Genomic DNA, 21707 nt, shown 5'->3' with positions numbered 1-21707 from the left:
TGACAGTAAAGGTACGATTTTAGGGGCGAGTAGCAAGTATCAAGTAGTAAGTATCAAGTAAAAAATGGCAATTTAACATAATCTGTATCTAGCTAGTTGATACTCGATACTTTCGACTAAAAACCTATCTTTGCCCGCATGAATATCCTGATCCTCGGCTCAGGCGGAAGGGAAAGCGCCTTCGCCTGGAAACTGGCCCAAAGCCCAAAATGCGACAAGCTTTTCATCGCCCCCGGCAACGCGGGTACCGGACAGTACGGCACCAATGTAAATGTTGGCGTAAACGATTTTGAAGGCATTAAACAAACCGTGCTCAATAATAACATTGATTTGGTATTAGTTGGCCCCGAGGAGCCATTGGTTAGAGGTGTGCATGATTTTTTCCTGGCGGATGAGCAATTGAAAGGTGTGCCGGTTATCGGTCCGCAGGCCGAGGGCGCGCAGTTGGAGGGTAGTAAGGATTTTTCTAAACAGTTTATGGAACGCCACAACATCCCGGCGGCGGCATCAAAAACTTTTACTGCTGATACTTTGCAGGAAGGTTTGGATTACTTACCAACTATAGGTTTACCGATAGTTTTAAAGGCTGATGGACTAGCAGCCGGCAAAGGCGTGTTGATTTGCGCTACTTTAGAAGAAGCCCAGCAAGAGCTTAAAGAAATGTTGACCGAAGCCAAATTTGGCGCGGCCAGTGCCAAAGTGGTTATCGAGCAGTTTTTAAGCGGCATTGAGTTATCGGTATTTGTATTGACCGACGGCAACAGCTATAAACTACTACCATCTGCCAAAGATTACAAACGCATTGGCGAAGGCGATACCGGCTTAAATACCGGCGGCATGGGCTCGGTTTCTCCGGTTCCGTTTGCTGATGAGGCTTTTATTAAAAAGGTTGAAGATCGTATCGTTATCCCTACCATTAACGGCTTAAAGAGCGAAGATATCCCCTACAAAGGTTTCATTTTTATTGGCCTGATGAACTGCGGCGGCGACCCATACATGATAGAGTACAACTGCCGCATGGGCGACCCGGAAACCGAAAGCGTTTTACCACGCCTTGAAGCCGACCTGGTTGACCTTTTATTGGGCGTTGCCAACGGAAACCTTAATGAAGTTGAATTTGCCGTATCAAACCAGGTTGCTGCTACAGTAGTATGCGTAGCAGGCGGCTACCCCGGCGAATACTTAAAAGGTAAAGCCATCAGCGGCATTGAAAATGTTCGCGGATCGCACGTTTTCCAGGCCGGGACAACGCAGCAGGGCGATGATATTTTGGCAACCGGTGGCCGTGTACTAATGGTTACCGCTTTGCGCGATAATATGTTTGATGCCTTGCAGCAGGCAACTGCGGATGCCAGTCGTATTTATTATGATGGTGTTTATTTTAGAAAAGATATTGGGTTTGATTTGATATAACCCCTTACCCCGCAACCCAGCACGTCATTACGAGCGTAGCGTAGTAATCCCCGACTTACAGGTATACGATTTACCTGTCCGTCGGGAATCACTACGCTCGTTCCTCGCTCGTGATGACGAGCGAAATGATTTTACGCAGTCGGTTGAGCTTTCTTTCTTTTTCGATAAGCCCTCACCCCTATCCAAACAATCGCTGCAGCTAATAAAAACATCCAAAGGTTAAGCAGGCCTACTACTAATTCCTCAAACATATCCCAACCATTGCCAAAGGCGTGTTTTATGCGGGTTGATACCGGTGTTTTGTAAGTGCTCAGGTCATCGTTGGCAACCACTTCACTATGTACTGTATTACCTTGATAAAGATTAAGGGTTAGGGTGCTGTATTTTACGGCGTCGTTTGTTCTGAGGTTACTTATCTTTCTATCCACGATGTCGTCTTTTAGGGCAAGCACACTATCGGCACCTAGCTGGGTAAGCTTAATTTTACGGCGTTGCTTTACTGATACCTCACGATTTTGCGCTTTCAGCTTTTCTGATAGGTAATTTAGCGTGCGGTCTTCCACGTCCATTTTACTTTCGTCAACAAAAGTGCTTAGCTGCTTAAGCGAATCCATGAAAATATCCAGGAACTCGGTGGGCACCTTTACGGTTAAATCGGCATTGGTATTATAAACGGTTAGTTTTTTTATCGAGTCACTTTCCAGCACAATGTCGCGCTTTTCTATCACATCCGAATGGAGGGTATTATGCATCACGGTGCCGCCGCATTCGGTTACCAGTTTGCCGAGTTCGCTGCTTATCTTCTGTACGTTTTTTACCTTAAAACGCATATCGGCAGTTCTAACAACTTTGGCACTATCCTGTACAAATTGTTCCTCTTCGGTTTTTGCTTCTTCGGTTCTTCCTTTGCAAGCTGCAAGCATAGCAATGCCGGCCAGCACAATTAAAAATTTTGCTTTCATAATGGGTTAAGATTTAAAAATTGAATTTTAGGTATCCCTGTTACCGGCCGGTTTTAAGGATGTTTTGTTTTTTATTATTGATACCGCGAAGGTGGAAAAAGTAACCCGGTAGGGAGGAATTATTTTATAGCGGCCCACACAACCCAGCACGTCATGGCGAGCGTAGCGTAGCCATCCCCTAGCGACAGGTTACCGTTCTATAGGGGATCGCGACGCTCGTTCCTCGCTCGCGATGACGTGCGTGTGTAAGAGCGTATAAAAAAAAAGGCTTCCCGAAACCGGAAAGCCTTTTGATATTTTTTCAGTGGAATACTAGCCTGCTAACGCTGCCGCGCCACTAACGATCTCGGTAAGCTCGGTAGTGATGGCTGCCTGGCGTGCCTGGTTGTATGAAAGTTTTAGGGCTTTCAACAGGTCGCCCGCGTTTTCGGTTGCTTTGTCCATGGCGGTCATACGTGCACCGTGCTCAGAAGCTACCGAATCTAACACCGCGCGATACAATTGTATCTTGATGTTTTTCGGGATCAACTGCTCAACGATCTCTTCTTTTGAAGGCTCAAGGATGTAATCAACCTGTGATGCTTTAGCGGCTTCCTGCTTGTTCTCGGTTGGAGGCACAGGCAATAACTGTTCAGTGATCAAATATTGTACAGCCGCGTTGCGGAAGTGGTTATAAACGATCTCTACACGATCAAACTGGCCTTTCAGGAAACCGGTCATGATAGACTCGGTAATAGCCGAAACCGTAGTGAAGTTCAAGTTGTTGTAAACCTCGTTATTGTTACCAATCACATTGTATTTACGACGCTCATAAAACTCCTGCGATTTTTTACCGATAGCTACTATAGAAACGTTACCGGCTTTGTGCTGCTCGCTGTATTTATCGGCGATCAGGTTATTCACGGTTTTAATAACGTTTGAGTTGAAAGCACCGGCCAAACCACGGTTAGAGGTGATAGCCACCACTAATACCTTAGCAGGCTCGCGTTGCTCTAAAAACGGAGATGAACCATCCTCTAAACTTGCAGACAGGTTTGATAACAACTCTTTTAACTTATTTGCATAAGGACGCAGTTCCACAATAGCGTTGGTAGCACGTTTCAGCTTTGCTGCCGAAACCATTTTCATCGCCTTGGTGATCTGCTGGGTTGAGTTAACCGAACCTATCCTGATTCTTACTTCTTTTAAATTAGCCATTCTTTATTTTGAGTGGTGAGTTTTGAGTAATGAGTTTTGAGTTTTGAGTTTATCACTCACTACTCATCACTCACTACTTAATACTAGTTATAGCTCGCTGAAAGCTCTTTAGCAACCTGCTCTAATACGCCAGTTAACGAGTCGTCAAATTTACCTGCTTTTAAGCCAGCAAGCACCTCAGGGTGACGCTGCTCTAATTGCGTGGTATATTCGGCCTCAAACTCGCGGATACGGGCAACAGGTACATTACGCATCAGGTTTTTAGTACCTAAGTAAATAATGGCTACTTGTTTTTCAACAGATACCGGTGAGTATTGACCTTGTTTCAGGATCTCTACGTTACGTGAACCTTTATCCAATACAGTTTTTGTTGAAGCGTCCAGATCCGAACCGAATTTAGAGAATGCCTCTAACTCGCGGTATTGAGCCTGGTCAAGTTTCAATGTACCTGCTACTTTTTTCATTGATTTGATCTGCGCGTTACCACCCACACGTGATACAGAGATACCTACGTTGATAGCCGGACGAACACCTGCGTTAAAAAGGTTCGACTCCAGGAATATCTGGCCATCGGTAATTGAAATTACGTTGGTTGGGATGTATGCAGATACGTCACCCGCTTGTGTTTCGATGATAGGCAACGCGGTTAATGAACCACCACCTTTAACGATACCACGGATAGACTCCGGCAAATCGTTCATCGCTTGCGCGATTGAATCGTTGGCGTTGATCTTAGCGGCACGCTCTAATAAACGGCTGTGCAGGTAAAATACGTCACCAGGGTAAGCCTCGCGGCCCGGTGGACGACGTAATAACAACGATACTTCACGGTAAGCTACCGCTTGTTTTGACAAGTCATCATAAACGATCAAAGCCGGACGACCGGTATCGCGGAAGTACTCGCCAATAGCAGCACCAGCGAATGGTGCGAAGAACTGCATGGTAGCTGAATCCGACGCGTTTGCCGCAACGATGATAGAGTAAGGCATAGCACCTTTTTCTTCCAACGCGCGAACGATGTTAGCTACTGTAGAAGCTTTCTGACCGCAGGCAACATATATACAAATTACAGGCTTACCTGCATCGTAAAATTCTTTTTGGTTGATGATGGTATCGATACAAACCGCAGTTTTACCAGTCTGGCGGTCACCAATAACCAACTCACGCTGGCCACGGCCGATTGGGATCATCGCGTCGATAGCTTTGATACCGGTTTGTAAAGGCTCGGTAACCGGCTGACGGTAGATAACGCCCGGTGCTTTACGCTCCAAAGGCATCTCATAGGTTTGGCCTGCTATAGGTCCTTTACCATCAATAGGCTCGCCCAGTGTGTTAACCACACGGCCCAGCATACCTTCGCCTACATTGATAGAGGCAATTTTGTTAGTACGTTTTACAGTATCACCTTCTTTGATCTCGTCGCTGGCACCCAAAAGTACCACACCAACGTTATCTTCTTCAAGGTTCAATACGATGCCTTGCAGCCCGTTATCAAATTCAACCAGCTCACCTGATTGTACTTTGCTTAAACCATAAACGCGCGCAATACCGTCGCCAACCTGAAGTACGGTACCAACTTCTTCTAATTCAGATTCTGACTTGAAGCCTGCCAATTGCTGACGCAAAATTGCTGATACTTCGTCTGGTCTTACCTCTACCATTTTTTATTTATTTAGAGTTTGTTTGTATTTGATTAAACTGCCGCTGTGGCAAAATTCTTTTTAATTTTATAAAGGGCACCTTGTACGCTGGTATCTAACTGCGTATCGCCTACGGTTAAAACAAAGCCGCCTATCAAATCAGGGTCAACTTTAGTTTCCAGTATCACCTCGCCGCCTATCGCTGTTTTAAGCTCGGCTAATAAGGTTTGCTTATTAGCTTCTGATAACGCAGCTGCCGATACTACCTTAGCTTTGGTAATATGTTTTTTGATGTTGTACAGATCAATAAACGCCTTTGCTGTGGCGTATAAAACCTCACCACGGCCTTTGTTTATCATCAGCTTATAAAACTCGATAGATAGCTTGCTTACTTTCGTAGCAAATATCTCGGTAAGGATACTCAGCTTTTTAGCCTGAGAGATGATAGGGTTACTCAAAACAGCTTTCAACTCTGAGTTCTCCTTTAAAGTTTTTCTAAAGAAAACCATGTCGCCGTTAACCGCTTCCAAAGAGTTTTGCTCTTGTGAAAGATCAATTAATGATTTGGCATACCTGGATGCTACCGTTAATTCTGACATATATTTTTGAGTGATGAGTTGTGAGTTATGAGTATTGAGTTTAATCACTCACTACTTATAACTCATTACTCGCAACTTATAATTTAACTTCTTTTAATAACTGGCCTACCAGTTCGTGTTGTTTTGCCTGATCTTTTAATTGCTCCTGCAAAATTTTCTCGGCGATCTGGATAGAAAGGGTTGCAACCTGGTTTTTCACGTCAGCCATTGCAATAGCTTTTTGGTTGTTTATTTCAACGCGGGCAAGCTCAATCTGGCGTGCACCTTCTTTTTGTGCAGCTTCTTTAGCGTCGCTGATGATCTGGTCTTTTACCTTTTTGGCTTCGCTCAGGATCAAATCGCGCTCAATACGTGCTTGTTTTAACAACGCTTCGTTTTCGCTGGTTAAGCGGCTCATTTCTTCTTTGGCAGCCTCAGCTTTTAATAAGGCGGTTTCGATAGAACGCTCGCGCTCATCAATAGCACCCATAATTGGTTTCCAGGCAAATTTAGCCAACAAAAACAAAAGGATCAGGAATGCTACTGCAGCCCAAACTACAAAGCCTAAATGATCATTCAATAAACCGTCAAATAATTCTTCCATTATTTCTTAAAAAAGGTCTTAGTACTTTTCTTTTAAATTTTAATATAAGGCCTGCCGCCAATCGCTGCAAGCCTTATAGTTTTTTGTGTCGGGCTGATTATTTGCCTAACAATGCAACTACCACACCGAATAAAGCAACACCTTCTACAAGGGCCGCAGCGATGATCATTGCAGTTTGGATTTTTGCAGCAGCTTCTGGCTGACGAGAGATACCTTCCATCGCTTTACCACCTACTTGACCGATACCGATACCAGCACCGATAACCGCTAAACCTGCACCTAATGCAGCAATACTTCCAGTCATTTTGTTAAAATTAAAAGTTAATATATAAATTATTGTTATTTGCTAATTAGTGTGAGTGATGCTCTTCAACCGCTGTACCAATAAACAGCGCGGTTAGCATCGTAAATATAAAGGCCTGTAAAAACGCAACCAGCAACTCCAGCACATCCATAAACAATACGAATGCTACTGATACTGGCGCTATCATCATCGACTTAAATATAAATATCAAAGATATTAAGCTCAATACAATGATGTGACCCGCAGAGATGTTAGCATACAAACGAATCATCAACGCGAATGGCTTTGAAATAACACCAATCAGCTCCACAGGGATCATGATAGGATATAACCAAAGTGGTACATCAGGTAATAAAATGTGTTTCCAGTAGTATTTGTTGGCACTGAAGTTAACTACTAACAATACGATGGTTGATAGCACGAAGGTCATCAGGATGTTACCTGTAACGTTAGCACCACCCGGGAAAATTGGAATTAAACCTAAAATGTTGTTGATCCATATAAAGAAGAATATGGTTAACAGGATAGGCATGTAGCGGTGGTATTTGTAACCAATGTTTGGGCGGGCGATCTCATCACGAACGAACACGATAACCGGCTCAATTAATGATTGGAAACCTTTTGGCGCTTTACCCACACGTTTTTTGTAAGTTGATGCAACGCTCATGAAGATAACCAATAACAAGATACCGGCTATCCATAAAGCCAATACGTTTTTGGTGATCGAGAAATCGTATATATTGTATGATGTCGCTTTATCTACATTACCTGCAGCATCAACAACACGTATTTTATCGTCAACTAATTTATAGGTGTAGTATTTACCGGTGTAAGCAACATGGCCATGCTCAAATTTGCTTGATGAGAAAAACTCGGTTCCTTTATCAGTAAATAATATAACAGGCAAACCAATAGATACGTCGCCAATAACGTGCCATGAGTGCGAATCGCCTATGTGCTCTAAAATAGCGGTGGTAGGGTTAAAAGCTTCGGGCTCGTGGGCAACGCCATGAGCTGTTTCGGCAACCGCGTGTTCTTCATCATGAAGCGCTGCATGAGCGGCGTGAGTAGTATCTTCGGTGGCAGCAGGCGCTGTTTCGTGTCCTTCGTGCTGTGCAGCAAAACTGTTACAAGCGAAAAAGGCCATAAAAACGCCTAAAATGATACCTGAGGCTATTTTTTTTGATTTGAAAACGTGGCTTAAATACATCTAAATAAAGTTTTTTACTTTAAATTTTGGTTGCGCAAGTTACACAACAAAACATAAACTTCAAAGCCCATATTCAAGAAATATAAGTAAAAGAAATTGAGCCCGAATACAACCTTGTTTAAAGGATAATTAAAGACGAAAATTAGTATAAATATTAAGCATAAAAGTATCTTAACTATAGTGGCTATCAGGAACAACTGCGTAAAATGTCCCGGTTTTAACCCCTCGCCCACTAAAATAAAAACAACTGTTAAAAAAGTTAGCCCGGTAATAAATGCAAACACCGCCCAAAACTGCGGAATTAACCAACCTGGGTGTTTAGTGTACATTAAACACAAAGGCCCGGCCGCAAGCAAGGCGGTAAACACAACAAATAATAAAGTGGCGCGCAACAGTTTCAATTTCGTACAGATCGGATTACCAGGAACAATGAAATAAACACGCCGATTAATGCCAGCACCGCCGTTACCCACTGGGTATCGTGCCCGGCATTCTCATCAATTTTATAACCCGCATAAGTAAAAACGCCAATGATCACTATCATCTGGAAACCCAGCGTTGTGTATTTGGCATAGCTATTCAAGGGTTTATCGCCCCTTGGGTTAGTATCTTGTTCATTTTGTGTCATCCGCAAATTTATTAATCCTATTGCAGACTATTTAGTAAATTAGCAATGCTTTTATAATGCATTATATATTTTGAGGCATATAGCTACTTTACCTGTAAAAAACACTTTTAAATACCTTTTCATAGCAGCAATACTGTTTGTTGCCGGCTGTTCGCTGGAGAAAAAAACGGGTGTGAACCGCGTTTTGCAAAACATAACCGCCAATTATAACTACCTGTTTAACGCCAATGAACTGCTAACAGCCAAGCAGGCCGACTATGCCCTGGCCTTTATAGATTCGTACGGCGATATATTAAATGTATACCAGGATACGATTGCCGCGACTGAAGGACCCGATGCTGACCTGGAAGCTGCCAAATTGAAAGCCAATACCATCATCGGCGAAAAAGAGCAAAGTAAATTTGTGGCCGATGCATACTTGGTACTAGGCAAAAGCTATTTTTTGGCAGGGAATTATTTTAACGCGGTAGAATACCTGGGCTATGTGGTACACTCCTTCCCCGAGCGTACCGAGGTAAAACAGGAAGCCTGTGTATGGCAGGCACGCGCTTTATTATATTTAGATAATATAGCCGAAGCCAAGGTGGCATTGGATACAGCCTTTAAAAACCTCAACCCCAAAAAAAGTATTACGGCCGATGTTTACGCCACACAACTTCAGTACGACATTAACACCCAGGATTACATCCACGGCGAAGAAATGGCAAAGAAAGCCATTGAGTACAGTAGTACAAAAGCACAGCGTTTAAGGTGGACATTTATACTGGCGCAACTTCAGGAGTTAAACGGGCGTACCAATGATGCCGTGGCAAACTATACCAGTATTGTTAAAAGCAATGCCTCGTTCGAGATGGGGTTTAATGCCAACCTTAACCGCATACGTATTGAAGACATGCGCAACGGTGTAAAAATGGATCGCGTAGCGCGTTTATTAAGTTTGCTGAAGGATGATAACAATGTTGACTTCCACGATCAGATCTATTACCAGGTAGGCAATTTTTACGCCGTGAATAAAAAATTTGACAACGCCTTAAAGTATTATAACCTTTCTGTTCGCGCCAGCCAAAAAAACCAGAACCAAAAAGGATTAGCCTACCTGCGAATTGCAGATATTGATTTTAAAGAAAAGGCAGACTATGTAAATGCTAAGATGTATTATGATAGTACATTGATTAGCCTGTCGCCAAGTTACCCGGGTTACCAAACCATTAAAAAGAAAAGTAACAACCTGCAACTACTGGTTGATAAGTTGCAGGTGATAGCCTTTGAAGATACCTTGCAAATGCTGGCTAAACTGGATGACGCCACCCGCCAGGCCCGCATTGACGAAATGGTAACGCGCGAAACGTTGAAATTAAGCGCGGCATCAACCGTAGTAAATGTAGGTGGCAATAGTTTCGATAACCCGGCTAATCTGCCACAAAACACAACAGCATCAACACAACAGGGTGCAAGTACATTCTATTTTTATAATAACAAGGCCATAAGCCAGGGCTTTAACGATTTTAAGCGCAGATGGGGCAACCGTAAACTGGAAGACAACTGGCGCCGGAATAATAAGCCCAATGTAGATGCGACGGCCGCCAACGCGGCCCAGGCTACCGCCCAGATAGGTGCCAATACCGATCCGGACGCTCCGGCTCCCGGTGCGCAAAAAACCGAGAATGATGTTGCGGCAGGTAGCTATCGCCAAAAACTGGTGCAAAACCTGCCATTAAATGCAAGCCTGCTGGCGCAATCAAACCAACATATTTATAACGCCATTTTAGATATCGCCAACTTTTACCGCGATATACTGGAAGACAAAAAAGAAGCAATTGTTTACTATGAGATGCTGGCGGCGCGCTTCCCTAACGATGTAAATAACCCATCGGCCTATTATAATTTATATAGGCTATATAGTGATATGGATCCGACAAAGTCGACCACGTACAAAAATCTGATCTTAAAAAATTACCCCGAAAGCATTTTTGCCAAGGTACTGATAGATCCCGACTACAGTAAAAAGCTAAACGATAACGACGCTCAATTTAATAGCGCCTACAACCAGGTTTTTGATCTTTATCGACAAAAAAAATATAGCGAAGTAATTACTAATACTGATGTATTGATAGCACAGTATCCAAATCATCGTTTGCTGGCGCAGATGTATTATTTAAAAGCTATCGCATCGGGGCACCTGCAAAAGTATGATCCGTTTAGAGCCAGTTTAGAAGATATATTGAATAAGTATCCTAATGATAAACTGATAACACCATTGGCCGTACAACACATAGCCTTCCTGGAAGCCAACAAAACCGAACTGGCGGCACAGCCTGTAGTGCTAAACAATAGCGATACGACCGAGTTAATATTCAGTTCGCCTATAGTCAACCGCAAAGAAACCCCATACAACCGCGAACGTACTGCACAGGTGGTAACACAGGTACGTACCGAACCTTTAATTACGCAAACACCGGTGACCAAAGCGCCGGTAAATGTATCGACAGGGACATTGCCGGGCGGGATAAAAAATCAAAATATAGCAACTAAGCCACTGGTGCCGGTAACAGTTAAACCCGACAGTATAGCAGCGCCGCCCGTAGTTCAGTCGCCGGTTAAAAAAGATAGCCCAGCAGTTGCAGCAATAGTGCAGGCGCCTGTTAAAAAGGATAGTGTTACCGCACCGCCTGTGATACAGCCCCCCGTGGTTAACCCGCCTGCCAAACCTATATCAACCCTGTTTAACCTACGCGATAGTACTAACTATTATTTTGTAGTAAACGTGGCTACGGGCACAACAGATCTGTCATCATCACGTTTTGGTATTGGGCAATTTAACCGTACGCATTTTCAACGCAACTCGGTGGTACACCGGCTTAAGCCTATTGGTAAAGATGTGCAGTTGATTTTTGTAGGACATTTTAACAGCCTTACCGCGGTTAAAGAGTATGCCCGGGCCATCATCCCGATAATGCCGGATATTATGAAGGTGCCTAAGGATAAATACAGCTTTTTTATCATCACCAAAGAAAACCTGGATAAAGTAACCGACAATAAATTACTGGCAGATTATATTGACTACTATCAGCAAATTTACTGATAACATGCAACCTCAACTTTCGCAACAAGACATAAAGCGCTACAACGGCTATATACTGAAGTTTTTTATAGGTTGCTTTGCGTTATTCATACTATTGATCACCTATACGCTGATCGATCCTTTCGATAAGATGCCTTCGTTGCGCGACCTTGAAAATCCCAAAAGCGACCAGGCATCCGAGGTTTGGTCGGCAGACAAGCAGATACTGGGCAAATATTATTCTAAAAACCGATCCAACGTTACCTATGCTCAAATATCGCCTAATGTTATAAACGCGTTAATAGCTAAAGAGGATAATCATTTCCTGTCACATTCAGGTATCGACTTTTGGCGTACTTTTTCCATCATACCCTATAACCTGGTAGGTAAAAAACAAGGCGGCAGCACCATAACCCAGCAATTGGCTTTAAATCTTTTCAGCGATGAAAAAAGGGCGCGTAACCCGCTTAAGCGCCTGGTTCAAAAACTAAGGGAGCTTATTATAGCTATACGTATTGAAAAACATTACACCAAGCAGGAGATCATTACCATGTACCTCAACACGGTTGATTTTGGATCGAACGCCTTTGGTGTTAACGCGGCAGCGCAAACGTATTTTAACACCACACCGGCACGCTTAAAGCCCCATCAGGCGGCAATGATCATCCAACTGCTTACCGGGCCAAGTATAAACTCGCCTGTAAGGCATAAAGAACGTGCGATAAGCAACAGAAACTTCACACTTGGCCGAATGGTTGAAGAGGGCTTTTTAAGCGCTGAAGAAGCCGCAAAGGCAAAAGCAAAACCGCCGGGTCTCGACTATCATCCGGTCACCGAAGGCCTGGCACCCTATTTCAGGGCCGAATTAAAAAAGGACCTCGTAGCCATATTACAGACTATTAAAAGGCCCGATGGCTCCAATTACGACCTTGCCCGCGAGGGCTTGAAAATTTACACCACCATTGATGCCGGGATGCAGGCCCATGCCGAAGAAGCACAACGCGAGTGGATGCGTAAATTACAACAACAGTTTAATGCCGAGTGGAGGGGTGCTAAATTGTCAACACGTATTAATAACTACAACCTGCGGATTGAACAAGGTATGCAACAATCCGACCGGTACAGGCAGTTAGATGCCGAGGGCAGATCGGAAGATGACATTATAAAAAACTTTAACACGCCCGATACCTTAAACCTGTTTACCTGGAAGGGCAGCGTGGATACGGTGATGAAACCTATAGATTCTGTGCTATACAGCCAGATGCTGTTGCGCAATGCCATGATGAGCATGGACCCCACAAACGGCCATATTAAAGCCTGGGTGGGCGGCATCAATTTTCAACATTACAAAAACGATCAGGTAAAGGTAGGTGCCAGGCAGGTTGGTTCAACAGCCAAGCCGTTTACTTACCTTACCGCTATCGAGCGGGGCTATTCGCCATGCTATCGCCTTAACAATGCGCAAATAACAATTCCGGGCTATGGGCCTAACGGTTGGACACCACGATCAGACGGTACACCTATACCGGGCATGCTTACGCTTCGCGATGCCTTGGCACACTCGCAAAATTGGGTTACGGCCGCACTAATGCAGGAACTAACGCCCGAACCTGTAGTTAAAACAATAAAAAACTTAGGCATAAAAGGACGAGTGGATGCCGTACCAAGTATTTGCCTCGGATCATTTGATGCCACCGTGATGGAAATGACAGCGGCATATTCTGCCTTTGTTAACCACGGTGTGTGGACCGAACCCACCTACCTGCTGCGTATTGAAGATAAAAACGGAAAAATTATTTACAGCCAAGCACCTAAAGTAAAACAGGTTTTAACAGAAGAAGCTGCTTATGTTATAACCGATATGCTGCGAAGCGTGGTTGACATAAAAGGCGGCACAGGCAACCGTGTGCGCTGGATGTTTGGCTTAAATAATCCTATCGGCGGTAAAACAGGCACTACCAACGGAAACGCTGATGGTTGGTTCATCGGCGTAACGCCAAAACTGGTTACCGGCGTTTGGACAGGCTGCGAAAAGCGCGACTTTCATTTCCGGTCGCTTGGTATTGGCGAGGGTGCCAATTCGGCCCTGCCTGTATTTGGCAAGTTTATGCAGAAGGTTTATGCCGATCAAGCATCAGGCATTAAAAAGAATATCGACTTTGAGAAACCTAAAAAGCCCTTAAGCATCACCCTTGATTGTGCTTTATATAACCAGGAACAAAGCAGCAGCACCGAAGTTGAAAAGAAGCTAAGCTTTTAAAACATAAGTATTATGCCCTTGTTTTGTGAAGGCGTTTAAGGATAAATACAGTTTTTTATCATTACCACAAAAAAACTGGATAAATTAGCTGATTGAAAATCTTTGGATTTTATATTGATCACTATCAACAAATATATTGATACATGGACGTTAAACTTTCTGCACAAGATATAAAGCGATACAACGGCTACATCTGGAAATTCTTTATCGGCGGTTTCCTTTTGGTTGTTTTGCTGATAACCATTACCGCGCTGGGCGGCCTGGGCAAGCTTCCATCCTTTCGCGACCTGGAGAACCCCAAAAGCAACCTGGCATCCGAGATCATATCGTCTGACGAGAAAATACTGGGCAAGTTTTATGTAGAGAACCGCTCGAGCGCTAGCTATAAGGATATTTCGCCTAACGCCATCAATGCCTTAATAGCTACCGAGGATAATCATTTTAAAGATCACTCGGGCATCGATTTTTGGCGAACCTTTAGCATTATAGCCTACAACCTGGTAGGCAAAAGGCAAGGAGCAAGTACCATTACACAGCAGTTGGCACTTAATTTATTTTCGAAAGAAGACAGGGCTACTAATATCATTGCGCGTATTGTTCAAAAATTAAAAGAGCAAATTATCGCGGTGCGGATAGAGAAGCACTATACCAAAGAAGAGATCATTACCATGTATTTAAACACGGTTGATTTTGGAAGCAACAGCTTTGGTATCAGTTCGGCCGCTACCACCTATTTCAATACCACACCCGGCAAGCTTACTGCCGACCAGGCTGCCGTTTTGATACAAACGCTGAAAGGCCCAACCATTTATTCGCCGGTTAGGCACCCTAACAATGCTTTATCACGCCGTAATTTTGTGTTGGCACGTATGGCCGATGAGGGTTTTCTTACCGACGGACAGGCAAAAGAATTCCAGGCAAAACCCCTGGGGCTTGACTATCATGCAACCAATCATAACGAAGGACTTGCACCTTACTTCCGGGATGTATTAAATGCCAAGATCAAAAACATCTTCGCCGACCAAAACATAACCAAACCGGACGGCACACCGTATGACTTATACCGTGACGGTTTGAAAATATATGTTACCATAGACTCGCGTGCACAGGAGTTTGCCGAGGAAGCACAACGCAAGTACATGCCCGATCTGCAAAACCAGTTTAACATGCAATGGAAAGGCGTTAGCCGCTGGAAGAATATCAAAAACTTCAAGCTGCTGATAGATCAGGGTATAGCCCGGTCTGACCGTCACCGCGAGCTGGCTTTGCAAGGGATGAATGAAGAAGATATCCGCAAGAACTTTGAAACGCCGGATACCGTGAGCCTGTTTACGTGGAAAGGCACTATTGATACCATCATGAAACCTATCGACTCGATAGTATACACCAAAATGCTGCTGCGCAACTCCATGATGAGTATGGACCCAACCACAGGTTACATTAAAGCCTGGGTAGGCGGTATTAATCACGAACACTTTAAATACGACCAGGTAAAAATAGGTAAGCGCCAGGTGGGTTCAACGGCCAAACCGTTTACTTATGCTGTCGCGATAGATCAAGGTTACTCGCCTTGTATGCAGGTGGATAATGTACCCGTGACTATTGATGACTGGACACCAAAGTCCGACTCATATTCTACAATTGCGGGCGCGATAACTTTAAGAAAAGCGCTGGCTAACTCGCAAAACTATGTAACCGCATTTGTGATGAAAGAGGTTACCCCGGTGCCGGTTATGGAGCTTATTAAAAAAATGGGGGTTACCAGTGCTGTACCACCATACCCATCTATATGCCTGGGTACCTTTGATGCTTCGGTATTTGATATGACGGGCGCTTACTCGGCATTTGCCAATCACGGCGTATGGACAGAGCCTACTTATCTGTTAAAAATTGAAGATAAAAATGGCAACGTGCTATACAACTTCACGCCACAAAAACGCCAGGCCATGAACGAACAAACGGCCTACGTGATGACAGATATGCTGCGTAGCGTTGTTGATGCCGGTACAGGCTATCGCTTGCGCTACAAATACAAACTAAATAACCCTATAGGCGGCAAAACAGGCACCACGCAGGATAACTCGGACGGTTGGTTCATCGGCGTTACCCCTAAACTCGTTACCGGCGTATGGACAGGCTGCGAGGACCGTGACATACACTTCCGCACCACCCGTATTGGTGAGGGCGCCAACTCGGCCTTACCTATGTTTGCATTATATATGCAACAGGTGTATGATACCCAGGCCCTAGGTGTAAGTAAGAGCGACCAGTTTACCCCTCCAAAAAACCCTTTAACTATTGAGTTAAATTGCGATTCGTACAACCAGCAAACGCAGGGTACGGGCGAGGTTGAGAAGAAACTGGATTTCTAGTTATATTGATTTTGTGGAGAGGAATGGAGAAATTCGATTACAGATCGGCATTAAATAACATACCGCATAAACCCGGCGTTTACCAATACTGGAACGAGGATAAGGAACTGATATACATTGGCAAGGCCAAAGACCTGCGCAACCGCGTTACGTCCTACTTTGTGAAGGATAGTAACGTGAATGCTAAAACGCGGGTACTGGTTTCTAAGATCCGCAACATTACGTTTACCATTGTTGATACCGAGGTTGATGCCTGGCTGCTTGAAAACAGCCTCATCAAAAAACATCAGCCCCGCTACAATGTGATGCTGAAGGATGATAAAACCTACCCTTGGATCATCATCAAAAATGAAAACTTCCCCCGCATATTCTGGACGAGACGCATAGTTAAAGACGGCTCAAAATACCTGGGCCCTTATGCCTCGGTGAGTATGATGCATGCTATTTTAGGTTTGATCAAAGAAACCTACCCGCTGCGCACCTGCAACCTGGCGCTTAGCCGGGCCAATATAGATGCCGGGAAATTTAAAGTTTGCCTGGAATACCAGCTGGGCAATTGCAAAGGCCCCTGCCAAAACTACCAAACCGAGGACGACTATGATAACAGCATCGAAGAGATCAAAGATATCCTGAACGGCAAGATAGGCTCGGTACTGCGCCGCATGAAGGGCGATATGGACAATGCCATTGCCAACATGAATTATGAACACGCGCACCGTTTAAAACGCAAGTTCGACCTGCTGGAAAACTACCAGAGTAAGAGCACCGTGGTTAACTCATCTATTACTGATGTGGATGTCTTCAGCATTGCGAGTGAGGAAAAATATGCCTTTGTAAACTACCTGAAGGTAATGAACGGCACCATCATCCAAACGCAAACCATTGAACTGAAAAAGCGCCTGGACGAAAGCGACGAGGAACTATTAACCCTGGCCATCACCGAATTCAGAACACGCTATAACAGCGATTCCAAAGAGGCCATCGTGCCCTTCCCGATCGATCTGGACGACTCGGCTATAAAATTTACTGTGCCTAAGCTTGGCGAAAAACGTAAACTGCTCGACCTGTCACAGAAAAACGTTTCCTTCTTTAAAAAGGAACGCATCGACCAGTACGAAAAACTTAACCCCGAAATACGCACCGAACGCCTGCTTACCCAGATGATGAAGGACCTGCGCATGAACCAGCTGCCGCGCCATATCGAGTGCTTTGATAACTCCAACTTCCAGGGTAAATACCCGGTGTCGGCTATAGTGGTATTTAGGGATGGTAAACCGTTTAAGAAAGATTACCGCCACTTTAACGTGAAAACCGTGGAAGGCCCCAACGATTTTGCCACCATGGAAGAGGCCGTTTTCCGCCGCTACCGCAGGCTTTTGGATGAGGGGACAGAACTACCCCAACTCATCCTCATCGACGGCGGTAAGGGCCAGCTTTCATCGGCGGTGAAGAGTTTAAAAACGCTTGGGATATACAACCAGGTTACCGTCATCGGCATTGCCAAACGGTTGGAAGAACTTTACTACCCCGGCGACCAATACCCCCTGCATCTCGATAAACGATCAGAAACCCTCAAGATCATCCAACAACTGCGTGACGAGGCTCACCGATTCGGCATTACCTTTCACCGTAAAAAGCGGGATAAGGGTACCCTCGCTACGGAGCTGGAACTGATAGAAGGCATCGGCAAAACCACTGCCGAAAAACTCCTCAAATACTTCAAATCCGTAAAAAAAATACGCGAGGCCAATGCCGAAACTTTAACCGAAGTGGTTAACCTTAAACAGGCCCGCGCCATCATCGAATATTTTAACGGCAGCGAAGGCGCAGTGTAGCGCCGTATGCGTAGCACGCTACACCGCTACACCTGGTGTAGCATGGCTACAGCGCTCGTTATCAAGCGTATGTATTTTTTGGTGGCGGTGTTTTGTCAGTAAGTGTCGCTACAGTCCTGAGCTTCTCAACCTCAAAGATTTCCCTGAGACGCAAAATATTGCGTCTCTACAACAAAAAAGCCTCCCGAAATTCGGAAGGCTTTATATTTTATCGGCCAGTGATATTCAACTCATCACTCACCACTCAAAACTCACTACTAATACTGCCACAAGTTAAGCTCCCAGTCCATCAGGGCTTTCTTAACGCGTTCGGCTTCGTACAGGCGGTCAATGCCGTCCATATAGTCTTTTATACGTTCGTCTTTATCGTTTGATTGCTTAACAATAACACTGGCAAACAAGCGCTTCATAAATACGTCGTCGTAGCTAAGGCTGGTGGCGTCGTTATTACGGTTCATGGCCTCTTTGGTGGCAAATACGTTACGTGCTGCCGGGAAGTATACCCAAAACGCAGGCTGGTAATCAAAATCAACGCCGGCAACTTTTTGTTTGATCAGCGGTGCTATACCCACAATGCGTGGCTCAAATACCGAACGTTGTTTGTCAAATATCCAGTCTTCTTTAATACGGAAACGTACAATGCTATCCGGGTTAAACTCACCGGCCTGCATGCTTGATCCAATTTTATCGCCAGTGTTTTTATCAAACTTATCCACCACAATACTATCAGCCATGGTAGCTTTAGCTTTGGCAGGTGTCATTGGTACTTTAAACATGTCGCCTCCCGGGTCTTCTTTAGTAGGTACGGGGCTGTAAGCGGTTAACTCGCCGGCAGCAATGGCATCCATCAAAATATCAATTAAACGTGCTTTAGGTGATGACAGGAACTGATTTCTTTTCTCGCGCACGTCAACGTCACGCCAAATACGCTTTGCAAAGATCGCATCACTTTCGCGGATGTTAGCGTATGGCGTAGGCTTCGCGTTAGCAATATTGTTCTTTTTATAATAACCATCTAAAGGTGCTTCAAACTTTACACCTTGTGCTGCATCAGGCGGCGTTACAGGCGCGGCAGTAGCGTTGGTTGATGTAGACGCGTCGCTAACCTGTGGCGTTGTTTTAGGGGCGGTTACAGGCGGCTTTGCCGTAGTAGTTTTTTTCGGGGTTGGTTTTCTAGTGGTAGTGGTTTTCTTTTTGGTTTGCGCAAACGACGCCACACAAGCAAAACAAAGCACAACTAACAATAATCTCTTTTTCATATATCTTACTATTTTGCTGTCAATACTATCGGATCTAAGCCACGTGGTGAGCCATCCGGACCAACTGCTACAATATCTGTAAATACTACGGTTGAACCCGGCCTAACGGTATTCATCGCCTGGCGCATCTGCGCGTTCAATTCGGCGCTGGTACCGGTTATCCTGATCGGATCCTGCCTTGGGTTCGCAACCAACAGCGCAAAGCGCGTTACTTTAAATTGCGCGTCAAACTCAAAGTTCTCCAGTTTGGCAAAAAGCACTTCCTGTGCTTTAATGTTTCCTGCCGCTGCTTCACCGCCCGATTTACCGGCAAATACGGCCTTAGGATCAGGTATACGTTTTACGCGGAATAAAGTTGAGCCTAATACTGCAGTTTTTCCCGGAGCTATTTCGCCCGACACATTAACTGTAGCGGTACCGGCCGATGTTACGTTAGCCGTGTACTTTCCGTTTGAACCGTTTATTGAACCACCTGTAATAGTTACACGCAATTTTTCTTTAGCAATACCGGGGGCCGATATGGATACCGGGTTAGGCACACCAATGTACAATACGTTCATTTTATCAGGCGATACCACAGCCGATGGCCTTGCAACCATGTAAGTTTGCGGTTGGGTAGTATAAGTTTTAGTTGTACCATCGGTTTGTTTAACCGATACGGTACCTATCCAGGTATGTACACCTTCGCTGCTGGTGCTGCCGGTATATTTACCACGGCCACCTTCAACAGGCAGGCTGCTGCCACTAACGCTGATAGATGGTGATGATTTTGAATCGGATGCAGTTAAAAACACCTCAGCCGTGTAAGGCTGGCCAACCAGCACATAGCTTGATGGCGCTACGGCAACCGCGCTAAACTGGTCAAGGTTAACCACAGCCTGGTCAACTTCGCCTAATATTTTTTTAACTACTTCGTTCTCGGCGTTTTTGTTATCGGCCTGTATTTTGGCCAATGTGGTTAAGGTAGCACCCAAAGGTATACCATCGCCAAAATTAGCTTCCTGCCAGTTCTTTTTAACGTCGCCGTGTCTTGGCGGGTCAACCGTATTCAATGAAAAGTTTACGCCTGCCCTGTCTTTCTCAGGTAACAACGCAATCAATTTTTGACGGGTTTTGTCGATGATGGCACGCAGGTTATCTGCATTCTTGCCCTGTATCATCACACGTGGTGATATATCCAGGTTATCACGCGCGTCTACATCATTAATAGTTTCGTTTATACCGCCGCCTTCTTCAATCAGCTTCGCTTTTAATTGCTCTATATATGTATTAAGCTCGGCAGCTACAGCGCTGGCTTGTTTAGCACGATCGTATACCGGCTTTGCCCTTTCGGGCTGCTCTTTTAGTTTGGTTTTCTCAAACGCGGCATAGGTATTTTCAATACCGGTGGTTACGTTTTTGCTTGAGGTGTTCAAACTATCCGTAATATTTTTGAATGCATCAAGCAAGCTATCCGGCACGTTCATGGCTACAAGCCCTAAAAGTACCAGGTATACTATACCTATCATCCGCTGCCTTGGGGTTTCTTTACCTCCAGCCATATATTATATATCTATATATAAATTATAATATCCTGTTAATTACTACGCGTTACGCGGCTGGTTCATCGCGGTAAGCATGTTACCGTAAATAGCATTTAACGATGACAGGTTTTTAGCCAAACGGCCCACTTCCTCTTTAAACTGTTTCGAATCTTCTAACGACTCGTTGAAGTTGTTCATCGTTAACGATAAATTCTGGTAAAATTTATTCATTGATTTTAAGTGCGCGCTTGAATCCTGCAATTCTAACTCGTATACAGCGTTTAATGCCGATAGATTTTTGGCCAGGTTAGTTACCTGGTCGTGGTATGCTTTTGAATCAACATTTGAGTTACCCAACTCCTGTAAACCTGCTGATGCTTTCTCGAAAGAAGCGCTCAGGCTGTCATAACTTTGAGTTGCTTGTTTTACTTTATTGGTGAAAGCTATAGTAGCTTCGCCCGCATCGGTAACTTTTGATATGGCATTAACTTTATCGCCAAATGTGCGCAGGCCTTCGCCCAGGCTACCAATCAGTTCCGGACCGATCTTGGCATCACTTAACATTTTATCTAAAGCGGCAGTGTTTGAAAAACCGCCTGCAGCAGCAACCTGTCTTGGTTTAGCCTCGCCATCGGCCAGCTCAGGGTAAGCTTTGGTCCAATCCAATTCTTCTTCTTCGCGCTGAAAACCCAATAACAAGAATAACAAGGCTTCAACAGTTAAACCACCTGCAATAAAGTAAGTAGCACCGGGCCAGTGTAATATTTTAAACATCAAACCCACAATAACCACCGAGGCACCCCACGATATAATGTTACTAATTCCGTATGGTTTCTTTTTACGAGACATAAATTTATTAAT

The 21707-nt window shown here is 44.5% G+C and carries 16 protein-coding genes; 5 read left to right on the top strand and 11 right to left on the bottom strand.

What is annotated here, in order from left to right; all coding sequences use genetic code 11:
- Positions 1-138 precede the first annotated feature (138 nt).
- On the top strand, positions 139-1413 hold the full coding sequence (gene purD / locus AC59JT_RS01650) for a phosphoribosylamine--glycine ligase (RefSeq protein WP_497395477.1): 1275 nt from the start codon (positions 139-141) through the stop codon (positions 1411-1413).
- A gap of 131 nt (positions 1414-1544) precedes the next feature.
- On the opposite strand, the gene AC59JT_RS01645 is transcribed toward purD, so the two are convergent.
- The 8 genes from AC59JT_RS01645 to AC59JT_RS01610 form a co-directional block, all read right to left on the bottom strand.
- Positions 1545-2375: a DUF4349 domain-containing protein gene (locus tag AC59JT_RS01645; RefSeq protein ID WP_497395475.1), complete on the bottom strand. Its 831-nt coding sequence runs from the start codon at positions 2373-2375 to the stop codon at positions 1545-1547.
- 312 nt (positions 2376-2687) lie between these two features.
- Entirely contained in the window at positions 2688-3572 is an 885-nt protein-coding gene (gene atpG, locus AC59JT_RS01640; RefSeq protein ID WP_497395473.1) for an ATP synthase F1 subunit gamma, read from the bottom strand.
- A gap of 83 nt (positions 3573-3655) precedes the next feature.
- The gene (gene atpA / locus AC59JT_RS01635) at positions 3656-5233 is read right to left on the bottom strand and encodes a F0F1 ATP synthase subunit alpha (RefSeq protein ID WP_497395471.1); all 1578 of its coding nucleotides are present in this window, start codon (positions 5231-5233) and stop codon (positions 3656-3658) included.
- Positions 5234-5265: 32 nt separating this feature from the next.
- The gene (gene atpH, locus AC59JT_RS01630; protein ID WP_497395469.1) at positions 5266-5811 is read right to left on the bottom strand and encodes an ATP synthase F1 subunit delta; all 546 of its coding nucleotides are present in this window, start codon (positions 5809-5811) and stop codon (positions 5266-5268) included.
- Positions 5812-5887: 76 nt separating this feature from the next.
- Positions 5888-6394 carry a F0F1 ATP synthase subunit B gene (gene atpF / locus AC59JT_RS01625; protein WP_497395467.1) on the bottom strand — a complete coding sequence of 169 codons (507 nt, stop codon included), beginning with the start codon at positions 6392-6394 and terminating at the stop codon, positions 5888-5890.
- A gap of 97 nt (positions 6395-6491) precedes the next feature.
- Positions 6492-6698, bottom strand: a complete 207-nt coding sequence (atpE, locus tag AC59JT_RS01620; RefSeq protein ID WP_497395465.1) for an ATP synthase F0 subunit C — start codon at positions 6696-6698, stop codon at positions 6492-6494.
- A 46-nt stretch (positions 6699-6744) separates the two neighbouring features.
- Complete coding sequence (gene atpB / locus AC59JT_RS01615) at positions 6745-7908, bottom strand: F0F1 ATP synthase subunit A (protein WP_497395463.1); 1164 nt, start codon at positions 7906-7908, stop codon at positions 6745-6747.
- A 397-nt stretch (positions 7909-8305) separates the two neighbouring features.
- Complete coding sequence (locus AC59JT_RS01610) at positions 8306-8536, bottom strand: AtpZ/AtpI family protein (RefSeq protein ID WP_497395461.1); 231 nt, start codon at positions 8534-8536, stop codon at positions 8306-8308.
- 70 nt (positions 8537-8606) lie between these two features.
- On the opposite strand from AC59JT_RS01610, the gene porW reads away from it, so the two are divergent.
- The 4 genes from porW (at position 8607) to uvrC (ending at position 18064) form a co-directional block, all read left to right on the top strand.
- On the top strand, positions 8607-11618 hold the full coding sequence (gene porW / locus AC59JT_RS01605) for a type IX secretion system periplasmic lipoprotein PorW/SprE (protein WP_497395459.1): 3012 nt from the start codon (positions 8607-8609) through the stop codon (positions 11616-11618).
- 4 nt (positions 11619-11622) lie between these two features.
- Positions 11623-13857 (top strand): transglycosylase domain-containing protein, encoded by a 2235-nt coding sequence (locus tag AC59JT_RS01600; RefSeq protein ID WP_497395457.1) that lies wholly within the window; start codon positions 11623-11625, stop codon positions 13855-13857.
- 143 nt (positions 13858-14000) lie between these two features.
- Positions 14001-16229, top strand: a complete 2229-nt coding sequence (locus tag AC59JT_RS01595) for a transglycosylase domain-containing protein (protein WP_497395455.1) — start codon at positions 14001-14003, stop codon at positions 16227-16229.
- A gap of 23 nt (positions 16230-16252) precedes the next feature.
- Positions 16253-18064: an excinuclease ABC subunit UvrC gene (gene uvrC, locus AC59JT_RS01590; RefSeq protein ID WP_497395453.1), complete on the top strand. Its 1812-nt coding sequence runs from the start codon at positions 16253-16255 to the stop codon at positions 18062-18064.
- Between the two features lie 257 nt (positions 18065-18321).
- Here uvrC and porN read toward each other — a convergent pair whose 3' ends face one another.
- From porN to porL, 3 genes are read right to left on the bottom strand one after another with little or no spacing between them, the layout of a single operon-like run.
- Complete coding sequence (gene porN / locus AC59JT_RS01585) at positions 18322-19323, bottom strand: type IX secretion system ring subunit PorN/GldN (RefSeq protein ID WP_497395451.1); 1002 nt, start codon at positions 19321-19323, stop codon at positions 18322-18324.
- A gap of 8 nt (positions 19324-19331) precedes the next feature.
- On the bottom strand, positions 19332-20864 hold the full coding sequence (porM, locus tag AC59JT_RS01580; protein ID WP_497395449.1) for a type IX secretion system motor protein PorM/GldM: 1533 nt from the start codon (positions 20862-20864) through the stop codon (positions 19332-19334).
- A gap of 42 nt (positions 20865-20906) precedes the next feature.
- Complete coding sequence (gene porL / locus AC59JT_RS01575; RefSeq protein WP_497395447.1) at positions 20907-21695, bottom strand: type IX secretion system motor protein PorL/GldL; 789 nt, start codon at positions 21693-21695, stop codon at positions 20907-20909.
- Positions 21696-21707 lie beyond the last annotated feature (12 nt).

The organism is Mucilaginibacter sp. A3364 (assembly GCF_059690715.1).
Note: the sequence above shows the minus strand (reverse complement) of the source record. Positions and strands in the feature narration are given on the sequence as shown.

Bases quoted from the DNA above. Each gene is read 5' to 3' on its own strand.
- purD (WP_497395477.1), top strand. From the start codon at position 139: ATGAATATCCTGATCCTCGGCTCAGGCGGAAGGGAAAGCGCCTTCGCC.
- AC59JT_RS01645 (WP_497395475.1), bottom strand. From the start codon at position 2,375: ATGAAAGCAAAATTTTTAATTGTGCTGGCCGGCATTGCTATGCTTGCA.
- atpG (WP_497395473.1), bottom strand. From the start codon at position 3,572: ATGGCTAATTTAAAAGAAGTAAGAATCAGGATAGGTTCGGTTAACTCA.
- atpA (WP_497395471.1), bottom strand. From the start codon at position 5,233: ATGGTAGAGGTAAGACCAGACGAAGTATCAGCAATTTTGCGTCAGCAA.
- atpH (WP_497395469.1), bottom strand. From the start codon at position 5,811: ATGTCAGAATTAACGGTAGCATCCAGGTATGCCAAATCATTAATTGAT.
- atpF (WP_497395467.1), bottom strand. From the start codon at position 6,394: ATGGAAGAATTATTTGACGGTTTATTGAATGATCATTTAGGCTTTGTA.
- atpE (WP_497395465.1), bottom strand. From the start codon at position 6,698: ATGACTGGAAGTATTGCTGCATTAGGTGCAGGTTTAGCGGTTATCGGT.
- atpB (WP_497395463.1), bottom strand. From the start codon at position 7,908: ATGTATTTAAGCCACGTTTTCAAATCAAAAAAAATAGCCTCAGGTATC.
- AC59JT_RS01610 (WP_497395461.1), bottom strand. From the start codon at position 8,536: ATGACACAAAATGAACAAGATACTAACCCAAGGGGCGATAAACCCTTG.
- AC59JT_RS01600 (WP_497395457.1), top strand. From the start codon at position 11,623: ATGCAACCTCAACTTTCGCAACAAGACATAAAGCGCTACAACGGCTAT.
- AC59JT_RS01595 (WP_497395455.1), top strand. From the start codon at position 14,001: ATGGACGTTAAACTTTCTGCACAAGATATAAAGCGATACAACGGCTAC.
- uvrC (WP_497395453.1), top strand. From the start codon at position 16,253: ATGGAGAAATTCGATTACAGATCGGCATTAAATAACATACCGCATAAA.
- porN (WP_497395451.1), bottom strand. From the start codon at position 19,323: ATGAAAAAGAGATTATTGTTAGTTGTGCTTTGTTTTGCTTGTGTGGCG.
- porM (WP_497395449.1), bottom strand. From the start codon at position 20,864: ATGGCTGGAGGTAAAGAAACCCCAAGGCAGCGGATGATAGGTATAGTA.
- porL (WP_497395447.1), bottom strand. From the start codon at position 21,695: ATGTCTCGTAAAAAGAAACCATACGGAATTAGTAACATTATATCGTGG.